The organism is Nocardia sp. NPDC127579 (assembly GCF_042672005.1).
GTDB lineage: Bacteria > Actinomycetota > Actinomycetes > Mycobacteriales > Mycobacteriaceae > Nocardia.
Window position 1 is genome coordinate 20,775 of sequence record NZ_JBHXVZ010000010.1, and the last position, 23,570, is coordinate 44,344.

Consider the following 23,570-nt stretch of genomic DNA (forward strand, 5'->3'; position numbering starts at 1 on the left):
TGGATCGGCGTGCGGTTTCGGCGGATTTGACCATCGAGTCCGAGACGCAGACGAATGTCATCCGCTGCATCCTTCGTGACCCTGAGAACCGAGTGGTCGCGGATGCTTCCGGGCGTGGGGTCGGCTGGGCGGCCAAGGCCAGCGCGATGTTCGAGGCGTGGGAGAACTACTGCCACAGGTCCGGGTTCGATGAGTTCCGGAACGACGCCGAACGTATGCGGTCGATTCCGGGCAAGGAGATATCGAACCAGCCGCTCTTGGGCCGCGACTCGCTAGTCCACCGTATGGCCGACGAGTTCCCTGACACCCGGATAGCCTGCATCCGCTTCGATTCGATCGGTGGGAAATCCGAGCCGATCTGGTATCCTGCGTTCGCCCGATTTCCATGGTTTGTGCAATATCCGGTGCCGGGCGACGACATCGGCTATCACCCATATTTGCGCTATTCGACGAATTTCGGAACCGCGGCCGGCATGTCGGAATCGGAAGCGATTCTGCACGCATTGCTCGAGGTCGTCGAAGGCGATGCATTTTCGCTCGCGCTGCTGGGCTGGACCTTCGATGCGAACCCTATCGCCTGGACGATAAATCCGGATGACCTGCCAGGCGATCTCCAGCAGCTGTGCACACAATTCGAGGGTGTCGCCGGATGCGAGCCGGTGATCTGTGAGATAACGACCGACATCGGCATCCCGGCCTACTGTGCCCTGCCTGTGCGTTCTCCGCACCTGGTGACCGGGGGCGCGGGCGCGGCCACGACACCTGGCTACGCGGTGGAACGCGCTCTGGGCGAAATGCTCCAGACTCATGTCACGCTCACCGCGCGTCCCGAGCGAGATGCCCAGTTGCGCCGCAAACTCACGCGCCTGAAGGCCTGGCCGGCCCTCGAAAGCTGCATGACACTCGACGGCGCCCGCCTCGCCGGGATCGCTCAGCACATGCCGCGCCGCCCCACCGGGTGGTGGGATCCGGCGCCGATCACGGTCGAGGCGCAGTTCCGCTCCGTGACGCAGGCGCTGGAAAGTGCCGGAATGCCAGGCTATTACGTGCGCTGGAACGCGGCGGACTCTGCGGTTCCCGTAGTCACGGTACTCGTTCCCGGCTTGGAGACATTCTTTCTCAGCCGGGTCGGCGTTCCCATGCTGCCGACCGGCCGAGGTGTCCATAAGCTGCCCACCCGCACCGGCGAGTAACACCATGGCGTTCGGCGGAATCTGGCGTCAGCGTGGTTTCCGGTTGTTCTGGTTCGGCGAGTCGGTCAACCATATCGGGAATTCGCTGTCCGTCGTGGTGCTATCGCTGCTCACGGTAAGTGTCCTGGATGCCACAGCGTTCGAGGTCGGACTACTGACCGGGCTGACCTTTCTGCCGTGGCTGCTGATCGGATTGCAGGCCGGCGCCTGGGTCGATCGGCTGCCGGCCAAGAACGTCATGATCGTCAGTGACCTCGTCGCCGCCGGGTGCTTCGCGACCGTGCCATTGGCGGCCTGGCTGGATCTGCTGAGCATCGAGCAGGTACTCGTCGTCGCATTCGTTTCCGGCACCGCCAGTGTGTTCTTCGAGACCGCCTACCACGTCACGTTGCCGACGGTGGTGGATACCGGCGACCTGATGGAGGCGAATGCGAAACTGCGCGGCACCGCTAGCGTCGCGCAGCTGAGCGGGCTCGGCCTGGGTGGGTTCCTCGCTCAGGCTATCGGCGCGGCTACAGCGCTCTCGGTCAATGCCGCGAGCTTTCTGGTATCGGCGGCGTGCCTGCTGCGCATTCGTGCCCATCGGGTCGCGACGACAACGAAACCTGCTCCGGCCGAACCACTCCGGCGGAGTATCGCCGCGGGCATCGGATTCGTGGCCAAGGATCCCTACCTGCGGCCGATCACGATCTGGGCCGCGCTCTCGAATTTCGGTCTGACCGGACACGACGCGCTGATCATGTTGTTCCTCGTCCGTGATGTGGGTGTCGGACCCGGCCTGGCCGGAATCCTGTTGGCCTGTGGGGGAATCGGCGCCGTCATCGGCGCGATGCTGGCCAGACGCATCGCTGCCCGCCTCGGAACCGCCCGCGGCCTGCTGGTGTGCACGCTGGTCCTGAGCCCGCCGATTCTGCTGGTTCCCCTCGCCACCCCGGGAGCCGGGGTGGTGTGCTACGCGCTGGGAATGTTGTTGTGCTGCACCGGTATCGCGATAACCAACATCATTGTCTCCAGTTTCCGGCAGTCGTATACACCCGCGGGAATGCTCGGCCGGGTGACCGCGACGGTTCGCTTTCTGCTGAACGGGAGCTACCCACTCGGCGCGCTGGTGGCCGCACTGCTCGGTACCTGGCTGGGTGTGCGGGCCGCGCTCTGGCTCATGCTCGGGCTGGTCGCGGTCGCCGGCGTCATCCTGTTGACTCGCACTCTGCTCGCACCGCGCGATCTACCGCAGGTAGCCGATCGGGTGCCGGTTGCGTCGTAACATCCGAAAGTCGATATTGCTCAATGGATCGTAAAATGCTCCGATCAGGTCTTATGCGGCGCAAGCGGTGTGTCTAGTCTCACGTTATCCGAGCAACGCGACAGGTTGCCGTTGCAGCAGGTCGCAATGCGCTGTTAAGCAAGGAGTTTCATCATGATCGATATCACCACTGTCGCCGAGTTGCAGAGCCTGAGCCTCGGCTCGGCCGAGGACTTGCCGTTGGAATCCGTCTACGGTCTGGAGTCCATCGACTGATACAGGTTAAGCCGCTGCTCGATAGACCATGACGCGGTGTCCCCGGCGCCGATCCCGCCGGGGACAATCGAATTCGTGGTACACGAGCGGTAGGTCGTTTGTGGACTACTATCTCGAAACCCTGGGAAGCCCGGTCTTCTTCACGCCCTTCGCGGACTGGCGGAAGAGCGGAAGCTCGATGCCTGGCGGTTCGGCCGACGTGTATGAAACGCCCGCTGGGTGGCAGCGACGCAGCCGGGGACCGTGGACGATTCTCTCCCCGCCATTGCGGAAGCTACCCGGACAAGGGTGGAAAGTGCATCTTGCGCCACTGCCCTCCGACGCGGCCGAGGTCATCGCCCGCGCAGCCGACTTCTGTTTCCGGCGAAAGACACACTTCAAGCACCTGTCCAGACTCGAGTTCACCCTCGCGGTCAACGCCAAGTATGCGCCGCGACCATCGAGCGGCAAGGTGATCGTCATCTACCCCGGCGAGAACGACGACGTCGACACCGTACTGGCCGATCTGCACGCCGAATTCGCCGGTTTGTCCGGTCCCCGGGTACTGGGCAGTTACCGCCTGGGCGACTCGATCGTGCACACCCGCTACGGCGGGTTCGTCGAGCGCTATGTCCGCGACATCGATGGTGATCCGCGCTCCGCCCTCGTCGAGCCTGGGGGGCGTCTCATTGCCGATGTGCGCGACGTTGTTCCGCGGACTCCGGATTTCGTCGAACGCCCGGCGATCGTCGACGCCATGGCAGCGCAGCTCGACCAGAGCAGGGCGCCCGTCTATTCGATTGTCCGCGCTCTGCATTTCTCGAACGCCGGCGGCGTCTATCTGGCTTCGCACCGGGCAACCGGCGATTCGGTGATCTTGAAGGAGGCCAGACACCACACGGGTTTCGATTCCTCGATGCGCTCCGCGGTCGATCGTCTCGCGGCACAGCGTGACGCGTTGCGCGGTCTGCGGTCGACCTGCACGGTTCCGCAACTGCTCGACAGCTTCACACAGAGCGACAGCGACTTTCTCGCCTACCGCTTCGTCCCCGGTGTCACACTCGGAACCTGGGCCGCGGAGAATAATCCCGCGTTGCACCTCGCGCACCCGGATCGGCCGATCGATCCCGCCGCCGCGAAGCAGTTCGTCGAGGACGTCAATCGGTATATGCGGCAGCTGAACGAGATCGTGGAACGCGTGCACGACGCCGGATTCGTCGTGGGTGATCTGCAGCCGGCGAATGTGATCGTAGGCGAGCATGGTCTGCTGTGGCTGGTCGATCTGGAGGGTGCTCGCAGTATCGCGGATCCGGTGGTGGAAGCGGTGGGAACACCGGGTTTCACCGGTGGCCACGCGGTGAGCGCGGCTCGTGATCGATATGCTCTCGCCGCCACCGAACTACATCTCTATGTGCCGGCGGTGCGGATGACGACATTCGTCGACGGCGGCATGGAAAGTCTCATCGAGTTCGCGTATCGAACCTTCCATCTGGACGATGAATGGCGAGCCAGGATGCGTCAGGCGCTGACGCGTACGGGCTCAGGCGCCGGTCAGTCGATTCCGAACCCGTCCACCGACGAATATGTCGGACTGATCGCCCGCGGCGTGATGCGATCGTTGGATTTCACGGCCGCCCACCCGATTCCGACGAGCCCCTCCGGGTACCAGGCCCATCTGTGCGACAGCCTCAGCTACGGTCCGGGGGGAGCGGTTTGGGCGCTGGCCTGCGCCGGCACGTTGCCGAACGATATCGCCCAGGGCTATGGCGCATGGCTCGAGCGGCGGATGGACAGCTTCGGTGTTCTCGGGTGCGGTCTGCTCGACGGCTGGGCGGGAAACGCGGTGGTAGCCGCGCGGATCGGGCACCGTGAACTCGCAGCCGATCTGTTCGTCAGGCTGACCCGTTGCGTGGAGCTCGACGTCGGCCCGCTGAATATTCGCAACGGGCTGGCCGGCTACCTGCTGATGTGTCTGTGGCTGGCCGACCGCGATCTGCCGATCGACACGTTGAAATCGGTGGAATCGGCCGCTGATCTGCTTGCCGATCGCGTAGCCGATCGATTGCACCGCGCGGACGCGGCACCGGCCGGGCTGCTCGACGGCATGGCCGGTATTGCGCTGGCGCTGCATCGTTTTCATCGGATCTGTCCGAAAGATAAGTATGCCCAGGCAATTTCGGCCGCATTCGCGGCCTCGGAGTCGACCGTCGGAGCGACCGGGCTCGAGTCCGGTGCGGCCGGCCTGGCACTGGCGGCTGCCGAGCTCGGCATGCCCGCCGACCGCTGGCAACGCGACGCGAGTCGCAGGATCGGACATCAGCCGGGCCTCTATCGCGGGCTCGCGGGTGGCCTCGCGGCGAACGCCGAACTACGCAGGCACCCTGATATTTTCGACTCCGCCTATCTCGATCGCTGTATCGATCCGATCATCGCGGGAATCAGATCCTTCTCCGGAACCCGGTCGGACTACTGCCTTACCCCAGGCCTCGACGCGGTGCGTGCTTCGACCGATCTCGCGCACGGCGGCGCGGGAACTCTCACTGCTCTCGCGTTCGCGACCGGGCGGTCGGCGGAGTGGCTACCTGCCGTGTTCTGAGGGGAAACCTATTCTGGCGCAACCGACCTCCGGTAGCGGGCGACGACCACAGCTACCGCGTGGGCGCGGCCTCGACGCCCTGAGCATCCTCTACGCGCCGCCCGCCGGTGCGATCCCGTTGATGCGTCGCATTCTCGGCCGGCGCGATCTACTCCGTGTCGGCCACCTCAAAGAAACATCAATTCGTTTCTCAGACAAAGTGTGGCCATGACCCGCGTTGTTACGATTCGGCGAATCGCGAAAAGCGCGAATTTCCAACGGTTGACACCCGCAGTCCGGGCCGGAACGAACGGCATCCGGCGAATTGTCGGCCGCTCTATTTCGGGAGACATGATGATCGAGCCTGATGTTCAGACACCCCCTCCCGCGGATCCTGTCGTTCGTCACCTGCGCGTGGTTCCCAGCGGCTCCTGGTCCGGCAATGTCGGTGAACTACTCGGTGCGGCACGTGCTTTGGTGACGCCGGGCCTGCGCGCCGCGGTGGCGACATTGCCGCCCGCGGTCGAGCGAATCGCCGCGCATCATTTCGGCTGGACCGATCCGGCCGTCGGTGAGCATGCCTGGGGTAAGGGTGTGCGGTCCGCACTCGTCCTGGCCTGCGCCCGCGCTGTCGGCGGCCAGGAGTCGGCGGCGGTACCTGCCGCAGTCGCGATCGAATTGGTGCACAACGCATCACTGATCCAGGACGATCTCATCGATGGTGACACTGTTCGACGGCATCGGCCCGCGGTCTGGGTCGAGTTCGGCGCTCCCGCCGCCATTTTGGTGGCGGACGCGATGTTCTTCGCGTCGATCCGAGCCCTGCACAGTGGCGCGGTCCGGGATGTGGGCGCAGCCACCGAGGTATTCGTCGACGCCGTCCAGCAACTTGTCGCGGGTGAGCTCACCGACACGTCGTTCGAGGCACGCGGTGAGGTGTCGCTGGCCGAATGCTCGGCGATGACGGCGGCGAAAACGGGTGCGCTGCTGGAGGCAGCCTGTGTCCTGGGCGCCCACTGCGGCGGCGCCGATTCGGACTGTAGCTATCAGCTGGGCCGTTTCGGACACCATCTGGGAGTGGCGTTCCAGGCGGTCGACGACTACCTGGGCATCTGGGGCGCTTCCGAGAACACCGGCAAACCCGTACTGGCCGATCTGCGGCAGCGCAAGAAGAGCCTGCCCGTCGTATTCGCTCTGACCAGTGACAATCCGGCAGCGGCCGAGCTGGCCTCGTTCTATCACGGTGACGGGTTGCTGTCCGAGGAGCAGGTGGAGCGAGCCGCCGATTTGATCGAACGAACCGGCGCGCGGGAATGGGTCCGTGAATACGGGCGGCAGGAGATCGACTCGGCTCTCCGATATCTGTCCGCTGCCTGCTCCGACACGGTCGGACGTGATCAGCTGACTGTCCTCGCGCAACTCGTTCGCGACCGGGAAGCCTGAGTTTCGCTTCGCATACCTGGAGGAATCTGTGAACGCTCAGTTCCCGAACCATACGGCCGCGGGGTGGGCCGATGCGCTTGCCGCGTTATGGCAGAAGTTGACGGTGTACTGCCCGATTCCCCTGCGGGAGCACGTATTCGATGTGGCAGAGATAGACGCGCGGGCGGTCGACTGGTGTTTGGCACACGGACTGACCGAACCGGGAAGTGTTTCGACGCGAATGTCCTGCGCGGTCGGGGTGGCGCCGGGCCTGTCCTTCGCCTCCGAAGCGACAGTCGAGGCGTTCACCAAGTACTTCTACTGGGGATCGCTGCTGGATGATGTGTGGGACAGCGGATCTCACGATCTACCACGAATTACCGCCCACGTCGGTGAGCTGCAACGCGTGATGTTCGCAGCTGCGGAAGCGCCGCTTCCGCGGGACAGATGGGTCGAAAGTCTCCGGGACCTGCGCGCGGAAATCGAGCAGGTGCTCACGGCCGAGGGGTTCGCCGCCTTCCAGCACGAGAACGCCGTGTGGTTGAACGGTCAGCTGTGGTACAGCGCTGTTCGGCAGCGATCCGCGCCGCTCGAGGTGGGCGAGTACCTGCGGATGCGCTGGGTCAAATCCGGTGTCGGAACGATGGTTCCGTTCACCGCGTATTCGGCGTATCCGCTCGAGGCCCGGCCGTCGAATGAACCGTTGCTACAGGCTTTCACCGAGGCGGTCATGGTGGCCTGCATGTTCATCAACGATCTGTTCAGCGTCGCCAAGGAAATCATTACCGGCACCGCCGGCACCAATCTGTTCACGGTTCTCGGCCAGGCCGAATCTCTGGACACCACTGCGGCACTCGCCAAGGGCTGGCAGTTGTTCGAACGGACGGTCATGTTGGTTTTGCGGTTGCAGGAACAATTGCTGCTCGACCCACGGCCCACCGTTGCTCGGTTCGCCGCCGATCTGCCGGGCTGGATCCCCGCCGGTATCCAGTTCGCGACCAACACTGCCCGATATTTCACCGAGGCACCACACGTCAGTTTCACCGATACGCCCTTGCTCTGGGACCCGGACGACTTCACGCCGCCGCCGTACCCGGAAATCGCCTGGTGGTGGCAACAACTTCCGTCGAGGCGGTGAGGCAAGGTGGACTGGGAACACCGCATGATCGAGGCCAATGGCCTGAAGTTTCATCTTGTCGAGGCGGGCGCCGGGGATCTGGTTGTTCTCCTGCACGGCTTTCCGCAGTTCTGGTACACGTGGCGGCATCAAATTCCGGTGTTGGCGAAGCATTTCCGGGTGGTCGCCGTCGATATGCGCGGCTACGGTCGAAGCGACAAACCGCTACGGGTAGCCGACTACGGACTCGAGTTCCTGGCCGATGATGTCGCGGCGTTGATTCGGGCACTCGGGGCGCCGCGGGCCCACGTCGTCGGGCACGATTGGGGCGGCATCGTGGCCTGGGCGACGGCGCGGTACCACCCGGACATCGTCGACCATCTCGCCCTCTCGAACTGCCCGCATCCAGTCGGATTCGCCAAGGCGCTTCGCAGCAACCCACGCCAGATCTGCCGCAGCTGGTACATGTTCCTCTGCCAGATTCCCCGGCTACCCGAACTGGTACTGCGCCGGTGGAGCGCGGCGGTGGTGCGAGTGATGTTCCGCGACATGACGATCCGCGCGGGCACCTTCACCGACCAGGATATCGAGGAGTACCGACGCAACCTGCTCGAGCCGGGTGCCGCGACCGCGATGATTCACTACTACCGGGCGCTGCTGCGCGGTCTCGGCCGCCTGTCGAGAAGTCCTGCCGTCGGCGCTCCCACGGCAGTGATCTGGGCAGAAAACGATGTCGCGCTCGGACTGGAACTCGCCCGGGACATGGGTGATTACTTCTCCGGCCCGTATCGCATCCATTACATACCTGATTGTTCGCACTGGGTGAACGAGGAGCAGCCGGAAATGGTCAATCGCCTTCTGCTCGAGCACCTCGGCGCGACCAGCACGCAGAGGACCGAGGAACTATGAATTGTGGACCAGCCGCGCCGCGGTACCGTGCGATCGTGATCGGCGGTGGTTTCGCCGGGATGCTCGCGGCATCCGTGCTGGCGGATTTCGCTTCGGTCACCATTATCGAGCGAGATTCGCTGCCCGACGGGGCGCAACCCCGTAAGGGCTTGCCGCAGGCGCGCCACACCCACTTGCTGTGGTCGGGCGGAGCGACCGCACTCGAGGACCTGCTGCCCGAGGCTGTCGCCTGGTTGATCGCCGCGGGTGCTCGCCGCGCACCTCTGATGGGCTCGTTCGTCTCGAAATCACCTACTGGGCCGTGGTTTCCACGGTCCACCCACACGCCGTACGCCAATCTGCTGTGCAGCCGTGACCTGCTGGATGCCGCGATCCGCGCAGTGGTACTCGCCCGCCCGGGCATACAGCTCCGACAGGCGACCGAAGTGGTTGCGCTGGAAGGAAGTTCGGCGCGGATCACGGGGGTCCGGATCGAATCGGCGAACGGTGCAGAGTCGCTGACCGCCGACCTGATCGTCGATGCGAGCGGACGCGGCAGTCGCGGTCCGGCGTGGCTCGAGCAGATCGGGCTGCCGCCGGTCGTCGAATCGGTCGTCGACGCCGGTTTCGGCTACGCCAGCCGCTTCTATCGGGCGCCCGGGCATACCGCCGACGGATTCCCGGTGGTCAACATCCAGCCGAATCCCCAGGAGAATCCGGGGCGTTTCGGCGTCATCGTGCCCGTCGAGGGTGGTCGGTGGAGCGTGACCCTCGGTGCGAGCAGGGATGGGCGCCCGAGCGGCGACAACGCGGAGTTTCTCGCGCATGCTCGATTACTGTGTCATCCGGTGATCGGCGATCTGCTCGCGGACGCCGAGCCGTTGACCGACGTCGCGACCACCCGCAATACCGCCAACCGGCGCCGGTACTACGAGAAGCTGGTCACCTGGCCTGCAGGGTTCGTTGCCCTCGGTGATGCGGTCGCCAGCACCAATCCCGTGTACGGCTACGGTATGAGTGTGGCGGCCCGCAGCGTGGTCGATCTACGAAAGGTACTGCGCCGCAATTCTATCGACGCGACGCGGACAGCCCCGCGGATTCAGCAGGCGATCGGCAGGAGAGCCCAGCAGGCATGGGATCTCGCCATTGGACAGGATATCTTCTACCCGGGCGCTCGTCCGACGCCGCCCACGATGTTCGAGCGGCTTCGCACCGGCTACCTGGACCGCGTGGTCGACGCGGCCGCCGGCAGTCCCGAGGTCATGCGAACCCTGATCGGTGCGGTGAGCATGGAGACTGCGTCGGCTCACCTCGTCCGGCCCGATCTGCTGCTGCGTATCCACTTCGCACGGAAGGTGCCGCACCTGGCCGATCCGCCGCTGACCGAAGCGGAATGGGATGTGCTGAACCAGCACACACCCCGGCTCTAGCAGCCGAAACGGCCCTGCCGCCGAATCGGGCAGGGTCGCTTGGATTTGATGTTGTCCGGAAACACCGACCAGTTCTGGCAGGTGCCCTCATCGATGTCCAGTGGCGCGCAGGCGGATGCGCCCGCGGAATGGGACGCGCTGGGCGCGGACATACCGTGACGATAGCCGCGAGACCGATTGCGGCACCCGGTGCGCGGCGATCCTATGTGTACCAAACCCTGGATCGCCGGTCATACAGAGAGACCGCACGTATGACCGACGATATGAATGCTGCATTTCGTCAGGAAAGGACCGACCGCTATGCGCATTCGTATCCGTCACTTTCTTCTCGGTGTGACCGCCATCGTTACCGTGGCCTGTACCTCCGCCGCCCCCGTCGAGCCGTCGCCCGCTTCGCTCGACCGCTACGTGATCCCGGGTGATCGCGCGTTCCCCACCGGTCTGGCCTACCACCCCGCGACCGGCCACTATTTCGTCGGCAGTGCGGCCGATGGCGCGCTCTACCGCGGGCATGTGGATCGGCCGGAGGTGGAACTCTGGTCGCCGAACGGGGCCGACGGGCGCGCGCTCACCTCCGGGATGACACTCGATCCAGCGGGCCGGCTGTTCGTCAATGGCGCCAGTAGCAACACCATTCGTATCTACGATTCCGGCAGCGCCGCCCTGCTCGCCGAACTTCGCGGTCTCGAAGGGGGTTTCGTCAACGAGGTTTCCATCGCCGACGACGGTTCGGCGTATGTCACCGATTCGTTCCTTCCGGTGATCTACCGGATCACCGAGTCCGATGGCCGCTGGCACTTGGAGCCCTGGCTGAATGTGGCGGACACGGTCATCGATTGGGTGCCCGGCCAGCATAATTTGAACGGGATCCTCGCAGTCGGAAGGCATTTGCTGTCTGTGCAGAGCAACACCGGCAAGCTCTGGCGCATCGACCGGGTTACCCGTGCGGTGATCGAGGTCCAATCGGCGCCGCTGCCCAGCGCGGACGCGCTGATCTCCAACGACGGGCGGCGGGTTTTCGTGACGCAGGGCAACCTCTATGCGGCCAGCGATCAGGAGCCGCGCGTCGCCGTCCTGGCGATGAATGAGGATCTCACCAGCGCTCGGGTCGTGGATTCCCTCATCCCACCGGGAGGATTCCGGCATCCCAGTCAGGCCGCGCTGACCGACATGGGACGCATTCTCGTAGTCAACAGCCAGTACAACCGGTTCGTATCCGGGCAGGCGCCGGAGCTGCCATTCACGATCTCCAGTCTTCCAGTCGGTGATTGACATTCGCGTGGGGCGGAAAGCTGTCGCCCAGGGGACTCCAGGCGCGGGCACGCATACTCTGGGTGAGGTGGACCCCAGAGATCAGCTCCGTGACTTCCTCAGAACCCGTCGGGCCCGGCTGACACCGGCAGACGTGGGTCTGCCGGACGTGGGCCCACGCCGAACACCAGGCCTGCGGCGGGAGGAAGTCGCGACGCTCGCCGGAGTCGGGGTGTCCTGGTACACCTGGCTGGAGCAGGGGCGCGACATCAAAGTATCCGCACAGGTTTTGGATGCCATCGGCGACGCACTGCGCCTGGACGCCCACGAGCAGGCGTACATGTATCGCCTCGCCGGGCTCAATCCGCCGTCGGTCTACAACGGCTACGTCGGCCGGGTCGACCCCGAACTGCACCGCCTCCTGGAAGGCTGGCAACCCCGACCGGCCTATATCTTGGACCAGCATTGGAATCTTGCGGCCGTGAACAGTATGGCGCGCACTGTTTTCGGGCTCACCGACCGCGACCACAATTGCCTGGTGGCGTTCTTCACCAGCAGCCGTTACCGCGCCGCGTTCACGCGCTGGGAAGCCGCTGCGCCGGATATCGTGGCGCGGTTCCGTGCGGACGCTGCGAAACATCCGGGTGATTCCGGATTCCAGCGGCTGGTGACCCAACTCAGCTCAGTCAGTACAGAATTCGCGAGGTTGTGGGCCGAGCACGATGTCACCGAGACGGCGCAGGGCCGCAAGTTCATCACCCATCCGCACGCGGGGGAGCTGGTTTTCGAATACACCAGGCTGCCGCTGCCGGACCATCCCGGGTATTACATCGTCCTGCACAACCCCGCGCCCGACACCGACACCATGGCGCGGCTGGACGCACTGACAGTTGAACCCCGCCGCACCGGCTGAGTGTGCCCGGCGCGTGGTGGTGGCAAACCCATGATCAGCCGAGTCTGGTCCCGCGCCCGCCCCGCCCGCAGGCTTTGTCCATGACTCGATTCAACGGCAAGATCGCACTGGTTACCGGCGGAACCAGTGGTATGGGCCTGGCCACCGCCCGCCAATTGCTCGACGAAGGTGCGCACGTCGTCATCACAGGCCGGGACCGGGACCGACTGGACGCGGCGGTCGCGCAACTAGGGGTGGGTGCACTCGGCGTGGTCGCGGATGTCGGCGATCTGTCCGCACTGGACGGCCTGATCCAGACGATCAGCGAGCGCTACGGTCGGCTCGATATCCTCTTCGCCAATGCCGGGGTAGGGGTTTTCAAACCGAGCACCGAGATCACCGAGGACGATTTCGATCAGGTGGTGACGGTGAATTTCAAGGGTGTGTTCTTCACGATTCAGAAGGCATTGCCGCTCATGGCTGCTGGCGGCGCTGTTGTCATCAACGCTTCGTGGACCTTGCATCGGGGCGTCGACGTTCTCACGCTGTACTCGGCCACCAAAGCCGCCGCGCACAACCTGGCCCGGACCCTGGCCGCTGATCTCGCCTCGCGCGGTATCCGTGTCAACTCGGTCAGCCCAGGCTATATCGATACACCCATGTATCCGGAGGCCGAACTCAGTCCGGAAGTGGCTGCTGCGAGCCGAAACCGCGTCCCGGCACACCGATTCGGCAAGGCGGCGGAGGTGGCCGCCGCAGTGACCTTCCTCGCGTCCGACGCGGCCGGGTACATCAATGGACAGGATCTGATCGTCGATGGCGGGTTGGTCAGTTCCATTCCCGCGAAGCCGATTTCACCCGATGCATAGCCCTGGTATCCGGTCTGCTGTGCTCAGGTTCGGTGAACCTGGGCAGGAGAACTCGGCGGCAGGAAGGCTGCCTATGTGGGCCGCTACGACATCGACGGTGACAAGCTCACCCTGCGCGCGGATTCCGGCGCGACCGCGACGGGAACGCTTCATCGAGCTCAGCGGATATCATCTGGTCAGGCAGGAGAACGTGCACTTCGGGCGGCCCTGCCCTGAAAGGGCAGGGCCACTGGGTCTTCCGGCTATCGGTCCAGCTCGTCGATGATCTCGCTGACCTTCAGTGTGCTCGCCGAACCGTTCTTCTCGGCGACTTCGCAGCCGACATCCACCTTCTTCAGGAGCACGTCGGGCTGGTCGGCGAGTGCATGGCCCGTCCGGGTTTTCATCAGTTCGGTGAGGATCGCGGATTTGATATTGTCCGGGATCACCGACCAGTTCTGGCAGGTGCCCGTGTCGATGTCCGGCGCCGCGCCGGCCGGTGCGGCCGTCGAGGTGGCCGACAGTACGCCTACAGCGATGGCCGAGATGGCCAATAGAGGTTTCATCCGTGCTCGCTCAGCAGATTCCGCCGCCCGGGGTACCGGAGCTGGACGAGGATCCACTCGGTCCCGGTGCGCCCCCTCCGACGAAACCGGCCACGTATCCGAGCAGGTGAGCCATGATGAAATCCATTGTGGTGCTCCTTCTTTGCGGGAGGCCCGAATATATCGGAGAGGTTTTCGGTCTATGGTCGCGGAATGATCCCCAGCAATGGGAATTCCTCGATCGTGGCCGGGGGAGAATTGTGGTCATGATGCCGCCGCGGGCGCACGCTGTGGATTGTGAGATCCCCACGCAGCCAGATGAATTCGCTGACGAACTCGGTCTGCTGCTGGCGGACGCGGTGTGGGCGATCGGCCAGCGCGACGACCAGGGGCCGGGCTCGAATCTGGTGACCGCACTCGCGCATTGGCGGGATCACCCGATGGTGTCGCGGGCTGCGGCGCTCGCTGTGGACAAGGCCTGTTACCCGAGCCCGGGTCTCGAGGACTTGCAGCTGGCGCTGCTGCGGGCTGCGCGCGGTGCGTGGCTCGCTGATCCGGCGCCCGCGCGGCGGGTACGGATACTGCGACAGTGGTCCGAGCAGATGTACGACAGCGATCGCAATGCGGTGGCAGCCGAACTCCTGGATCTCGCGATCACACTGTGCGACAACGAGATCGTCGACGATCGAGTCACCGCACTGACCCGGTTGGCACCACTGTTGCTGGAACTACTGGACGTGCTGGACGACCTGATCGACGCGGAAGCCGATGATCCGGCCCCGGCGATCGAGCGGGGTGCCGATGCCGCCCGACGCCTGGTCGCGATCAACACCGAACTCGTGCGCATGGATCGTGGTGCGTATCTGCGGGATTCGGCCGAGGCGCACACGCTGGCGGGTCGATTCATCACCCGCGCGCAGGGTGCTGCCGCCGGTGTATCCGAGACCGCGGCCGGTGTCCGCGCCTGGCGCGAACTGGCCGAGACCGCCGGGCCGGCGGTGGCGCCCGACCTCGACCGCGCGTGGACGGAGCACATCGCGTTGCTCGAGCGCGCGGGCGATGACCGAGGCGCACGAGAATCCGACCACCACCGCATCGAGGTCCTGCGTGGCCATGTCGGCAACTGCGCGAACGCCTCTCAGGATGTGCTGTCGCAGCTGGCGGAGCTGCTGCGGGAGAACTCGCTGTACACCGAAGCGGTGGCCGTCTCCGCGCGGGTTGTCGCGTATGTGACCGACCTGGCCGCCGACACCGATATCCTGGCAGTACGCCATCTGTCCGATGTCCTGCGCAGACACGGTGAGTATCTGCATCGAGCGGATCGACGTGCGGAGGCGCTGGAGCACTGGCGTCGGTGCGCTGATCTGCGGCAGCAAGTCCATCGTGTCGAAGGCGAATCATCAATCGTCGCAGAGGGACTCGCGACAATCGCCGACCTGGCACATTCCCTGGACGACCTGCCGGTCGCGGTGGACTTCGGCGGTGCGGCGATCGACGAGTGGACCCGCCTGGCCACGCTCGATCCCGGGCGGTATCTCCCGCTCCTGACCGATGAGCTCTGTGTCCGAGCGAACCGGCTGGCCGAACTGAATCGTGGTATCGATGCCTGCGTCGCGGTCGAGCAGGCGGTGGCGGCCGCCCGCGGACTGGTCCGGCTCGACTCCCGGCGCTACCTGCCGATTCTGAGTGCAACCCTGACCCGGGCCACTACCCTGCATGTGCGTTTCTGGCGCAGTGAGGCGGGTCCTCGTTCGCTCGAGGCGGTCGAGGTCGCCGAACGGCTGGCCGATTCGGGTACCGGCGACTACACGGCGGATCTGGCCGAGGCACTGCACAATCGAGCGCTCGCACTCAACTGGTATGCCGACTACCGGCAGTCGAGCCGGATGACGGCCCGTGCGGTGACGCTCTACGAGGGTCTGGTCGACGGCGACCTGGACTATCGCGGCTCGCTGGCCAACGTGCTGTGTACCCGGGCAGCGACATTGGGAAAACTGGGCGAAGTCGATGCGGCGCTGGAGAGTGCGAAGCAAGCGGAGTTCGTGTATTCCGGTTTGGCCGAACAGGATTCGATGGTCTACTGCTCGGAGTTCGCCTACGCGTTGAATCTTCAAGCCGCGCTGCTGCTGGACCGGGGTGATGTCGACACGGCGGGCGCGCTTGCCCAGGACGCGTTGGCGATCGGAGAGCGGCTCCAGCCCGGCAGCGACCAGGACGAACAGCGTGCCATGGCACTGCATACGATCAACCGGGTCCTGACGCGTACCGGGCGGGCGCAGGAGGCGGTGGCGTGCTCGGAGTCGCTGCTCGAGCTCCGGGAGCGCATGGCTGTCCGCGATCCGGTCGCCGAAACCGCGGAACTCGCTGTGGCACTGGGTAATCACGCGGTAAGCCTGTCGGCCGCAGGTGACCCGCGTGGCGCACTCGCACCGGCGGAACGAGCGGTGCAACTGTTCCGTGAACTCTTCGGCTACGAGCCCGGCCCGTATCGCAAACATCTGGGCGAGGCGCTCGATCGGTATGCGCTGTTCCTCGGCGTGACACTCGAGCACGAACATGCGCTGGAGGTGTCGGCCGAGGCGATCGCCCATTTCGAATCGCTGCCGGACCGCGACGACGCGTCGAACCTGCCAGAGCTGGCGATCTGCCTGGAGAACCACGCGCAACGGCTGGACGCCGTGGACCAGGCCACCGAGGCCCGTAGCTTCGGCGCCCGCGCGCTGGCGACGTTCGCCGCATGTGAAGGTCGGCGCGACACAATGTTTCACGGGCAGTGCCTGCTGAATCAGGCCGGACGACTCAGTGGTGTCGGCGATTACTCGGAGGCACTCGATCACGCTACTCGGGCAGTGGCGCTTCTGGAGGAACTCACGGCCGAATCCGGAACCTGCATGCCGGAACTGGCACAGGCCCTGCACCACCAGTCGCTCGCGATGGATGGACTCGGGCGACATGAAGAATCCGTGTGTGTTCAGGAACGCGCGGTCCGGATTGCCGAGAGTTGCGCGGCAGTCGATCGTCTCGCGGCGCTCGATCTCCTGGCCCGCGTCACCCACAATCTCGCGCGCCGGTTGGTGAACGCCGAGCAGTGGCCGCGGGCCCGGGACAGTTTCGATGCTGCGATCCAGCTGTGGGAGGAGTTGGCGGAACTCGATCGCGATCTCTATCTGCGTGAGTTGGCCGGTGTGCTCGACGAGTGCGCGGCGGGCTGTGGCAACAATGGTGAATGGACCGAATCGGTCGGGTACGCCGATCGTGCGGTCGCGGCGTTCGCGGAGTTGCTCGCCTCGGACCATGGGTTCGGATACGTTGATCTGCTGCGTGATTCGATCGCGGCCAATCGCCAGTTCGCAACCGCGCTGCACGAGACCCGGCAGTACGACGCCGCGGTGCCCGCGATCGAGGAAACTGTTCGCCAGGCGCGGCTACTTGTCGAAATCGATGGCACCGCACAGAGCTTCGGGCTCGCCGACGCACTGCGCGAGCAGGCGTGGCTGTGTTTCGACGCCGGACTCCGTACGGATTCAGTCGCAGCGGGCCGCGCGGCACTGGCAGTACTGGAGGAGGCTATCGCTGTCGAAGGCGGCGATCACCGTGCGGAATTGGCCGACTATCTCGATTCGCTGGCCGACAGTTTGGCCGCGGCCGGCCAGCCGGGTGCCGCACTGGAGTACAACGATCGTGCGCTCCCGATCTGGGAGGAGCTGGCCGAAGAATCCGACGAGCCATCTCTGGATGTTGCGTGGTCACTGTGGCATCGGGCGCGCTGGCGGGCACTGGTGGGCGGGCACGCGGGCGTGTTGGATCTGTCCGCGCGTGCGGTGACGATCTACGAAAATGCTGGGGTTACCGAAGATTCGGAGGCCGACGAAAACGGTGCCGGGGTCCTGACGGATCACGCGAAACACCTGGCCGATGCCGGACAGCACGCCGAGGCGGTGAAAATCAGCGCTCGCGCGGTGAAACTATGGGAATTGCTCGCCGCGGACGATCCGAAGCATGGCCCTCGTTTGGACGAATGCCTGCGTGCGCATGCGTCGTATTCGAGCTGACTCGGTCCGCCGATCAAATCAATGGACCGTAAAACGAGGTCGGTTACTCGGCGGTAATCGATGTACTGCTCTGCGACCAAATTATCCGCTGTTGTAATGAGTGCGTAGGGGATTCACAGGAAGAAGGGATCTGATGAAGCGAATTATCGCGGCGATCACGGGCGCTGTGTTGCTGAGCCTGACCGGCTCACTGATCACAGCCGGACCGGCCAGCGCGGCGTGGGTCAAGGTCAGTCGGCACAAGACGAAAGCCATTTGCGAAGGCCGCGCGAGCACGATCTACGACAACGGCGCATCTATGTACAGCGTTCACAAGTGTGTATTTGTCCCGATCAGCCCCACCCGTCCATGGACGTTGTACATGGACTGACGCTCCCACGGCCTGTTGTTATCGAACTCGAAGGGAATAGTGACTAGTTTGAACTCAGCACGCATAGCCTCCATCGCCCTCACAGCCGCGGCGATGGCCGCGGTCTTCTGCTCGTCGCCGGCGGCTGCGGCTCCCGAAAACAGCGACCCGGCAACGGTGGCGCGCCAGTACGTCGACGGTGTCAACAGCGGCACGTTGCCGCCCGACCTGCTCTGTGCCGAGCTGGAGAACACCCCGGACGAGCCGTCTTCCGACGACCCGGAAGAAGAGCCGACGAAGCCGGGAGATGTGAAAGCGACGCTGGGCGAAGTCGAGATCGAGGGCGATCAGGCGACGTTCGAGGTGACGGTCACCGAGTCCGGCGAGAGCACGACCACCGAGCTGCGGCTGGTCAAGGAAGGCGACGCCTGGAAGGTGTGCGGTCCGGCCGAATAGGTCGGCCATCCAGCTCGCCCCGGAAAGGTCAGGAGCCCGGTCACCAGAGCTGGTGACCGGGCTCCTGTGCGAGCCGGGTGGTGGTCAGCCTCGCAATCCTCGAAAGCCGTTGCCGATTCTACGGTCGGTCTCCTGCGCATTATCGAGGGCACCGTCGGCAGCGTCGATGATATTATGCAGGATCTGCATGCTGTCTTGGATCTCTTTTTGCCACTGGGTAGCGATTTCGTTGAACGCCTCTTGGCCGTCGCCGGTCATCGACTCTGCGACGGCCTGAGTGTCCTTGAGGACGTTTCCGGCTTGGTTCTCGAATTGCACTTTCAGCGATCGCATATCGGTGGTGATGGTTCTCAATTCTGGCGAGTAGCGGAATCCGCCCATTTTAAGTCCTCTTCTTTCGGCAGTGTGAGCTGAGTCGGTTACAGATTGGTCAATTGGCTGGTCTGCTCGGATCCGCTGTATTGGCTGGTCTGTTCGGCTCCAGCGGCGTTGCGTACCCGGGCTGCGTTGTCGTCGTCGAGGTTCTCGAAGGAAACATTCGAGTTATCCAGCTCGGTGGTGATGGCCTCGAGGAGGTCCCGCAGTGCTTTGAATTCATCCCGGCAGTCAGCGCTCGCAGCCTCGAACGCAATGTTGGCTTTGCCGGACCAATAAGACGCCGCTTCGGCGACCTTTCCTTCGAACTTGCTGATAGTCTCGCTGATGTCATCCTTCGAGATGTAGAGGTTCGCGGCCCGCGTCCCGAGGTCTTCATGATCCGCTGCTACTTCACCGTCATATGCCATGAGTTGCTTTCTTTCTTCGGTCCTACGATACTGAATTGAAGTCGATGTTCGCTGCCAGCATGTCTCATCGGGTGGTTGCTCGTACCGCGAGAATAGCATCGCCATCCGTTGCTGCTACCTCATAGAATTGCAAAACGGGCGAGCTGTTGTGCCTGCCGGTGAGATTTTACAGTTCTTTGAGGAGGCTGCGGCCGAGCTAGCTGTAAGAGTTCCTTGTCGACACTATTCTCACGGTTGGGAAAGCTGTGTCGATCCGGCTGGTGCTAGTCTCGCGCGGAGACCCGGAGGTGCGATGTTGGTCAATGGACTGTAAGAAGTCTGCCTGCTCGAACTAATTCTGTTGACAGCGGATCGCGGGCTGAGTGGACTTGACGCAGCGTTCATCGTCATCGTCATCGCCCCGAATCGAAATGGTTCGGTGTTTCGGGGGCCGGTGACGTAGTCAGGAGTTGATCAGTGGGCGAGGAAATGTCGACGACTCCCGGGGTGACTTATGACTCCTCGGGGGCCTATGATCCTGCATCGGCTGGGCTCGCTGGGTTGAACGGCCTGACCGAGGCGGCTTCGGCTGATGACCCCACGTTGTGGATGGTGGGTGGTACGGCTCTGGTGTGTGCCGAGCTCGTCGCCGGGGTGGTTGAAGTCCTGTACACAATTCGTGAATTCGTCCAGAAGGAGTGTCTGGGAGCCAGTTGGGATACGTTCGGCGACTTGGGGTGGTATGCCCCGCCTGGCTTGACCGAGTATGTGCGCTGTCTCGATGAGGCTGCTACAAAGTTTAATGACACCGCACTCAAGACAAATATCGAGGTTGCCGAGAGTCTTTCGGAGTTGTTTGTGGCGGCCGAGACTGCATACCGGGAGATGGAGGATATGAGTGCTGCAGATTTTGGCGCAGCCACATTGCCTGAGGAATCGTCTATCAGTATCGATGCGGCACCGCCGGGATCTACTGCGGCAAGTCTCTACTCTGGAGCCGATCCGGGAATCGTCGAAGTCACCGAGAATATGGAGAGCTACACCCTGAGGCAATCGGGTGCAATTTCGTTTGGGGATCCAGACAACATGTTGTACCAGAAGCTCTATGATGTTGGAAATGCTCTGAAAACTCGAAGTTTTGGCCTTGTAGATACCGCTAGTGCACCGCAAGAGCTCGGTATAGTCGGTGGATATTGGACAGCAATCGCGCGATCGCTGGAAACGAACGTATGCGAGGACTTCAGGTATCAACTGGAGTATGTCATCAACAATAACTGGGCTGGGGAGGCTGCAGTCTATGCCGCTGCGGCTATCACTTCACATGTTGACGATCTCAAACAAATGGCCAGTGCTGCGTATTCATTGGCGGATAACTATTCGTACGCATCGCGTATTCTTGCAGATACTATGGATGCGATGCCAGACGACCCTAATCCGCCATATACGCATGAGGATCAGTTCGTCTCCTGGTTGAGAGATTTCAATACCAGATGGGACGAGGCGGGGTTGGTTCTTGATACCGCTGAGATGGATCGGTACAAGGAGGCCTACGAGAATCTTTACTATACCCCGATGACGGCGCTCGCTGAATACCTGCCCGAAATTGCTCCACCGAAAACCCTGGTGGGCGGTGGTGTTGATCTTCCGAATGTCAATGGGGGGGATAAAGGCAATGCCGGGGGCGGCGGGAACGGGTGGTCGGGCGGAGGTGGTGGTACCGGTCCCTTGTTGTCGACTGCCGGATCCTCGTACGGTGATGATCTGGCGGCCCAGCAGGAGGAGTACGCGAAGGCGCAGGCAGCCCAGCTGGCGGAGTATGAACAGGCCCAGGAGGAAGCTGCGGCGCAGCAGGAGGCGCGGGCGCAGCAGGAGGCCCTCCAGTCGGCGCTTTCGCAGGGAGCGAGCACGCTCGGGCAGGGTGTCAATGACATGTTGAGTGCCGCGCAGCAAGCGGCGAGTCAGTCGCTTCCGTCGGCGCTGCCCATCATGCCAACGGGCTTGGAAACCCCGACTTCGAGCTACACGCCCAGGGGGCTAGGTGGCGGCGGTGGTGCGGTCAGTGGTGCTGGTGCTGGAACCAGCACTCCGAAAGGCGCATACAGTTCATCGCTGTTCCCGCGGGCGTCCGTGCCGACCTCGGCGATGTCGCTCGGATCGACCGGATCGCAGATTTCGGCAGGTACATCAGCGGGTATGCCCGGTTCGCCAGGAGCGGCGGGTACGCCGGGTGCCAAGGGTGGCCAGGACGACAACAAGCATCAGCGGGCGAAATACCTGAACCGCTCCGATAATGTCGACGACGCGCTCGGCGAGGCGCTGGATATGACGAGAGCCGTTGTGGGCGAGTCGACTACGGCTCCGCGGACTGCGCCCGTGGATGCGCAGTCGTCTGCTCCGGTCGCGCCGCCGACCCCGCCGCCGGTTCCGCGTCGCCGCCAGGATCCGCTGGCGCCCGAGGTGCCGCAAACCGTGGTGGGGCAGTGAACCGCACCTGGCAACTGACCGATATCGAGTTCGTCGTGCTCTGGCGCGATGCGGTGGAGCGGCGTTTGCCGGCGCCGTTCGTCTATACCAGCCGCGTGACAACTAGCCAGGAGGCCGACCGAGCTTTCGCGCTGGCAAGGGGTCGGCTGCGTGACATCGCGGATCCCTTTCTCGGTGATGTGGTTCGAGCTATGGCGCAGCCGGATATCCGGATGGTCGTGCGCGGCTGGGAAACCTACGATCTGGAGGATCCCACCGCGTGGACGCGTCTGCTCGCCGTCCGCCAGGCCGACCGCGCGTATCTGGTGACTCAGCTGCCCGGCGAAACCGTCGCGCACAGCGGCGGATTCACCGTTACCGAATGCCATGTACTCGAGTTGGCGGCCGCAGTGGTGGCTCGACTGCCCGAGGCAACCGCCGGACGTGGCCCCGACGTGGTGCTCCCAGCTGCCCCCGACGTGGATCTCGACTACGAGTTCGGCCAGTCCGAGGTTCGGGAGAGTCATGACGAACCGCATTGGGGCGGCCGCGTCGAGGAGTTCCTGACTGCGCCGCCGACCGGCTTCGGCAAGATCGAGATTTCTCAGGGCCGCTCCCGCTTCGGCCCGCGCGGCGTTGTCGGGCGCACGCTGGGATGGCGGGACGTGGTCGAGGACGGCCGGTACCTGCTGGTTCCCGACAATCCCCCGATGGTCATCGGTGTGGATTGCGAACGGCTGACGGGCAGACTGAACTTCGAAATTGCCGCAGTGGTTCGCGCGATCAAGGACGAGCGAAGTCGCCTGTGACGGTGGATTTTACAGTTCTTTGAGAGGTGTTTTCCGGCTTGTCGTGTCACAATTAGAAGCCGCATCGTTGCGGCGCAATGCAATTCGAGCAGGCGCGACTCCGGAGGTGAGGTTCGATAATGGCAGGTAACATCGAGGTCGACCCCGAGGGTTTGCGGCAATTGGCTGCCAAGTTTGCGAGCTTTGCTGACCGCATTTTTGCCGTCGCGGACAATTCGAAGACAACACACACCATGATCGAGCCGGCCTGTGGCACTGATGATCCCGGTTTGGAGATGGCCGGTCAGCTCGAGCCGACCAGTAAGAACATGACGGATAACTGCGTGAGCGTTGGAAAGACGTGCGACAATATTGCGCTCAACCTGACGGTGGCTGCCGATGCGTTGGACGGCAGTGAGCACAATTCGACTCGCGGTTTCAACTGATCGATGAGAAACAGGGATGGCGCCGCCGAACTGGCGCAGATGTCGGACGCGTTCATGCAGCAGATGCGCGATATCGCGGAGCTGCAACGTCAACGTGCCCAGCTCACTGCCGAGGGTGTCGCTGCCGAGGGGGCTGTCACCGTTGTGGTGAACGCCGACAACATCGTCGTCGCAACCAGGTTCGATGCCGATAGTTCGGATTTGGACCTGGAGGAGCTCGCGCAAGCGGTCACCGCCGCGGCGCAGAAAGCGGCCGCCGCGGTCGCCGAGAAGAGCCGTGAGCTCGCGGCGCCGGTCGTCGAGGCGCGTGGCCGTCTGCCCAAGCTGTCGGAGTTGCTTCCCGGGCTGCCCGATATTCAGGAGCACATCCCGGTCGCCCCGCCGGCGCCGCTGACCGAACCCGCCCCTCCGGAACTGCCGGTGGATGTGGATGTTCGTGAGGTGCGAGATAGCGGTGGGGCGGCTGCCGCCCCAATGGAATTCACCGACGTCGAGAATCCGGACGAGAGCCAAGGCAGCGAAGTTGCAGATTCCTCCTGGTAACCCGGGCGTGGCGTGGTCATTCGCGTCCGCCTGGGTGAAGGGGGGATGGG

The 23,570-nt window shown here is 63.9% G+C and carries 20 protein-coding genes and 1 pseudogene; 18 read left to right on the forward strand and 3 right to left on the reverse strand.

What is annotated here, in order from left to right; all coding sequences use genetic code 11:
* Positions 1-26 precede the first annotated feature (26 nt).
* From ACFVMC_RS28725 to ACFVMC_RS28775, 11 genes and pseudogenes are all read left to right on the forward strand, one after another.
* Complete coding sequence (locus ACFVMC_RS28725) at positions 27-1,193, forward strand: YcaO-like family protein (RefSeq protein ID WP_379215377.1); 1,167 nt, start codon at positions 27-29, stop codon at positions 1,191-1,193.
* A 4-nt stretch (positions 1,194-1,197) separates the two neighbouring features.
* The gene (locus ACFVMC_RS28730) at positions 1,198-2,457 is read left to right on the forward strand and encodes an MFS transporter (RefSeq protein ID WP_379215378.1); all 1,260 of its coding nucleotides are present in this window, start codon (positions 1,198-1,200) and stop codon (positions 2,455-2,457) included.
* Positions 2,458-3,007: 550 nt separating this feature from the next.
* Positions 3,008-5,287: a hypothetical protein gene (locus ACFVMC_RS28735; RefSeq protein WP_379215380.1), complete on the forward strand. Its 2,280-nt coding sequence runs from the start codon at positions 3,008-3,010 to the stop codon at positions 5,285-5,287.
* A 393-nt stretch (positions 5,288-5,680) separates the two neighbouring features.
* Positions 5,681-6,709 carry a polyprenyl synthetase family protein gene (locus ACFVMC_RS28740; protein WP_379215382.1) on the forward strand — a complete coding sequence of 343 codons (1,029 nt, stop codon included), beginning with the start codon at positions 5,681-5,683 and terminating at the stop codon, positions 6,707-6,709.
* A gap of 28 nt (positions 6,710-6,737) precedes the next feature.
* Positions 6,738-7,826 (forward strand): hypothetical protein, encoded by a 1,089-nt coding sequence (locus ACFVMC_RS28745; RefSeq protein WP_379215384.1) that lies wholly within the window; start codon positions 6,738-6,740, stop codon positions 7,824-7,826.
* Positions 7,827-7,850: 24 nt separating this feature from the next.
* Positions 7,851-8,714, forward strand: a complete 864-nt coding sequence (locus ACFVMC_RS28750; protein WP_379215385.1) for an alpha/beta fold hydrolase — start codon at positions 7,851-7,853, stop codon at positions 8,712-8,714.
* A 35-nt stretch (positions 8,715-8,749) separates the two neighbouring features.
* On the forward strand, positions 8,750-10,123 hold the full coding sequence (locus ACFVMC_RS28755; RefSeq protein WP_379215387.1) for an NAD(P)/FAD-dependent oxidoreductase: 1,374 nt from the start codon (positions 8,750-8,752) through the stop codon (positions 10,121-10,123).
* Positions 10,124-10,390: 267 nt separating this feature from the next.
* The gene (locus ACFVMC_RS28760) at positions 10,391-11,395 is read left to right on the forward strand and encodes an SMP-30/gluconolactonase/LRE family protein (RefSeq protein ID WP_379215389.1); all 1,005 of its coding nucleotides are present in this window, start codon (positions 10,391-10,393) and stop codon (positions 11,393-11,395) included.
* Between the two features lie 67 nt (positions 11,396-11,462).
* Positions 11,463-12,287 carry a helix-turn-helix transcriptional regulator gene (locus ACFVMC_RS28765; RefSeq protein WP_379215391.1) on the forward strand — a complete coding sequence of 275 codons (825 nt, stop codon included), beginning with the start codon at positions 11,463-11,465 and terminating at the stop codon, positions 12,285-12,287.
* 80 nt (positions 12,288-12,367) lie between these two features.
* Positions 12,368-13,135, forward strand: coding sequence for an SDR family NAD(P)-dependent oxidoreductase (locus ACFVMC_RS28770; RefSeq protein ID WP_379215392.1), 768 nt, complete (start codon positions 12,368-12,370; stop codon positions 13,133-13,135).
* Between the two features lie 66 nt (positions 13,136-13,201).
* A pseudogene (locus ACFVMC_RS28775) lies at positions 13,202-13,351 on the forward strand (hypothetical protein); the annotation flags it as partial.
* A 26-nt stretch (positions 13,352-13,377) separates the two neighbouring features.
* On the opposite strand, the gene ACFVMC_RS28780 reads toward ACFVMC_RS28775, so the two are convergent.
* A complete protein-coding gene (locus ACFVMC_RS28780) occupies positions 13,378-13,680 on the reverse strand; it encodes a hypothetical protein (RefSeq protein ID WP_379215394.1) in 303 nt (100 codons plus the stop codon).
* Positions 13,681-13,925: 245 nt separating this feature from the next.
* Here ACFVMC_RS28780 and ACFVMC_RS28785 point away from each other — a divergent pair, with 245 nt between their 5' ends.
* From ACFVMC_RS28785 to ACFVMC_RS28795, 3 genes are all read left to right on the forward strand, one after another.
* Positions 13,926-17,711 carry a tetratricopeptide repeat protein gene (locus ACFVMC_RS28785; protein ID WP_379215395.1) on the forward strand — a complete coding sequence of 1,262 codons (3,786 nt, stop codon included), beginning with the start codon at positions 13,926-13,928 and terminating at the stop codon, positions 17,709-17,711.
* A gap of 133 nt (positions 17,712-17,844) precedes the next feature.
* Entirely contained in the window at positions 17,845-18,081 is a 237-nt protein-coding gene (locus tag ACFVMC_RS28790) for a hypothetical protein (RefSeq protein ID WP_379215397.1), read from the forward strand.
* Between the two features lie 93 nt (positions 18,082-18,174).
* Complete coding sequence (locus tag ACFVMC_RS28795) at positions 18,175-18,516, forward strand: hypothetical protein (RefSeq protein ID WP_379215398.1); 342 nt, start codon at positions 18,175-18,177, stop codon at positions 18,514-18,516.
* Positions 18,517-18,600: 84 nt separating this feature from the next.
* Here ACFVMC_RS28795 and ACFVMC_RS28800 read toward each other — a convergent pair whose 3' ends face one another.
* Both ACFVMC_RS28800 and ACFVMC_RS28805 read right to left on the reverse strand, forming a co-directional pair.
* Positions 18,601-18,897 (reverse strand): WXG100 family type VII secretion target, encoded by a 297-nt coding sequence (locus ACFVMC_RS28800; RefSeq protein ID WP_379215400.1) that lies wholly within the window; start codon positions 18,895-18,897, stop codon positions 18,601-18,603.
* A gap of 38 nt (positions 18,898-18,935) precedes the next feature.
* Positions 18,936-19,301, reverse strand: a complete 366-nt coding sequence (locus ACFVMC_RS28805; protein WP_379215402.1) for a WXG100 family type VII secretion target — start codon at positions 19,299-19,301, stop codon at positions 18,936-18,938.
* Positions 19,302-19,757: 456 nt separating this feature from the next.
* Here ACFVMC_RS28805 and ACFVMC_RS28810 point away from each other — a divergent pair, with 456 nt between their 5' ends.
* The 4 genes from ACFVMC_RS28810 (at position 19,758) to ACFVMC_RS28825 (ending at position 23,520) form a co-directional block, all read left to right on the forward strand.
* Positions 19,758-21,764 carry a hypothetical protein gene (locus ACFVMC_RS28810; protein WP_379215404.1) on the forward strand — a complete coding sequence of 669 codons (2,007 nt, stop codon included), beginning with the start codon at positions 19,758-19,760 and terminating at the stop codon, positions 21,762-21,764.
* Positions 21,761-22,552 (forward strand): ESX secretion-associated protein EspG, encoded by a 792-nt coding sequence (locus ACFVMC_RS28815; protein ID WP_379215406.1) that lies wholly within the window; start codon positions 21,761-21,763, stop codon positions 22,550-22,552. Before ACFVMC_RS28810 ends, ACFVMC_RS28815 begins: the two co-directional genes overlap by 4 nt.
* Before the next feature lie 119 nt (positions 22,553-22,671).
* Positions 22,672-22,977 carry a hypothetical protein gene (locus ACFVMC_RS28820; RefSeq protein WP_379215407.1) on the forward strand — a complete coding sequence of 102 codons (306 nt, stop codon included), beginning with the start codon at positions 22,672-22,674 and terminating at the stop codon, positions 22,975-22,977.
* 54 nt (positions 22,978-23,031) lie between these two features.
* Entirely contained in the window at positions 23,032-23,520 is a 489-nt protein-coding gene (locus ACFVMC_RS28825) for a YbaB/EbfC family nucleoid-associated protein (RefSeq protein WP_379215409.1), read from the forward strand.
* Positions 23,521-23,570 lie beyond the last annotated feature (50 nt).

Bases quoted from the DNA above. Each gene is read 5' to 3' on its own strand.
- ACFVMC_RS28770 (WP_379215392.1), top strand. From the start codon at position 12,368: ATGACTCGATTCAACGGCAAGATCGCACTGGTTACCGGCGGAACCAGT.
- ACFVMC_RS28820 (WP_379215407.1), top strand. From the start codon at position 22,672: ATGGCAGGTAACATCGAGGTCGACCCCGAGGGTTTGCGGCAATTGGCT.
- ACFVMC_RS28730 (WP_379215378.1), top strand. From the start codon at position 1,198: ATGGCGTTCGGCGGAATCTGGCGTCAGCGTGGTTTCCGGTTGTTCTGG.
- ACFVMC_RS28790 (WP_379215397.1), top strand. From the start codon at position 17,845: ATGAAGCGAATTATCGCGGCGATCACGGGCGCTGTGTTGCTGAGCCTG.
- ACFVMC_RS28805 (WP_379215402.1), bottom strand. From the start codon at position 19,301: ATGGCATATGACGGTGAAGTAGCAGCGGATCATGAAGACCTCGGGACG.
- ACFVMC_RS28780 (WP_379215394.1), bottom strand. From the start codon at position 13,680: ATGAAACCTCTATTGGCCATCTCGGCCATCGCTGTAGGCGTACTGTCG.
- ACFVMC_RS28795 (WP_379215398.1), top strand. From the start codon at position 18,175: ATGGCCGCGGTCTTCTGCTCGTCGCCGGCGGCTGCGGCTCCCGAAAAC.
- ACFVMC_RS28760 (WP_379215389.1), top strand. From the start codon at position 10,391: ATGCTGCATTTCGTCAGGAAAGGACCGACCGCTATGCGCATTCGTATC.
- ACFVMC_RS28785 (WP_379215395.1), top strand. From the start codon at position 13,926: ATGATGCCGCCGCGGGCGCACGCTGTGGATTGTGAGATCCCCACGCAG.
- ACFVMC_RS28750 (WP_379215385.1), top strand. From the start codon at position 7,851: ATGATCGAGGCCAATGGCCTGAAGTTTCATCTTGTCGAGGCGGGCGCC.
- ACFVMC_RS28800 (WP_379215400.1), bottom strand. From the start codon at position 18,897: ATGGGCGGATTCCGCTACTCGCCAGAATTGAGAACCATCACCACCGAT.
- ACFVMC_RS28825 (WP_379215409.1), top strand. From the start codon at position 23,032: ATGCAGCAGATGCGCGATATCGCGGAGCTGCAACGTCAACGTGCCCAG.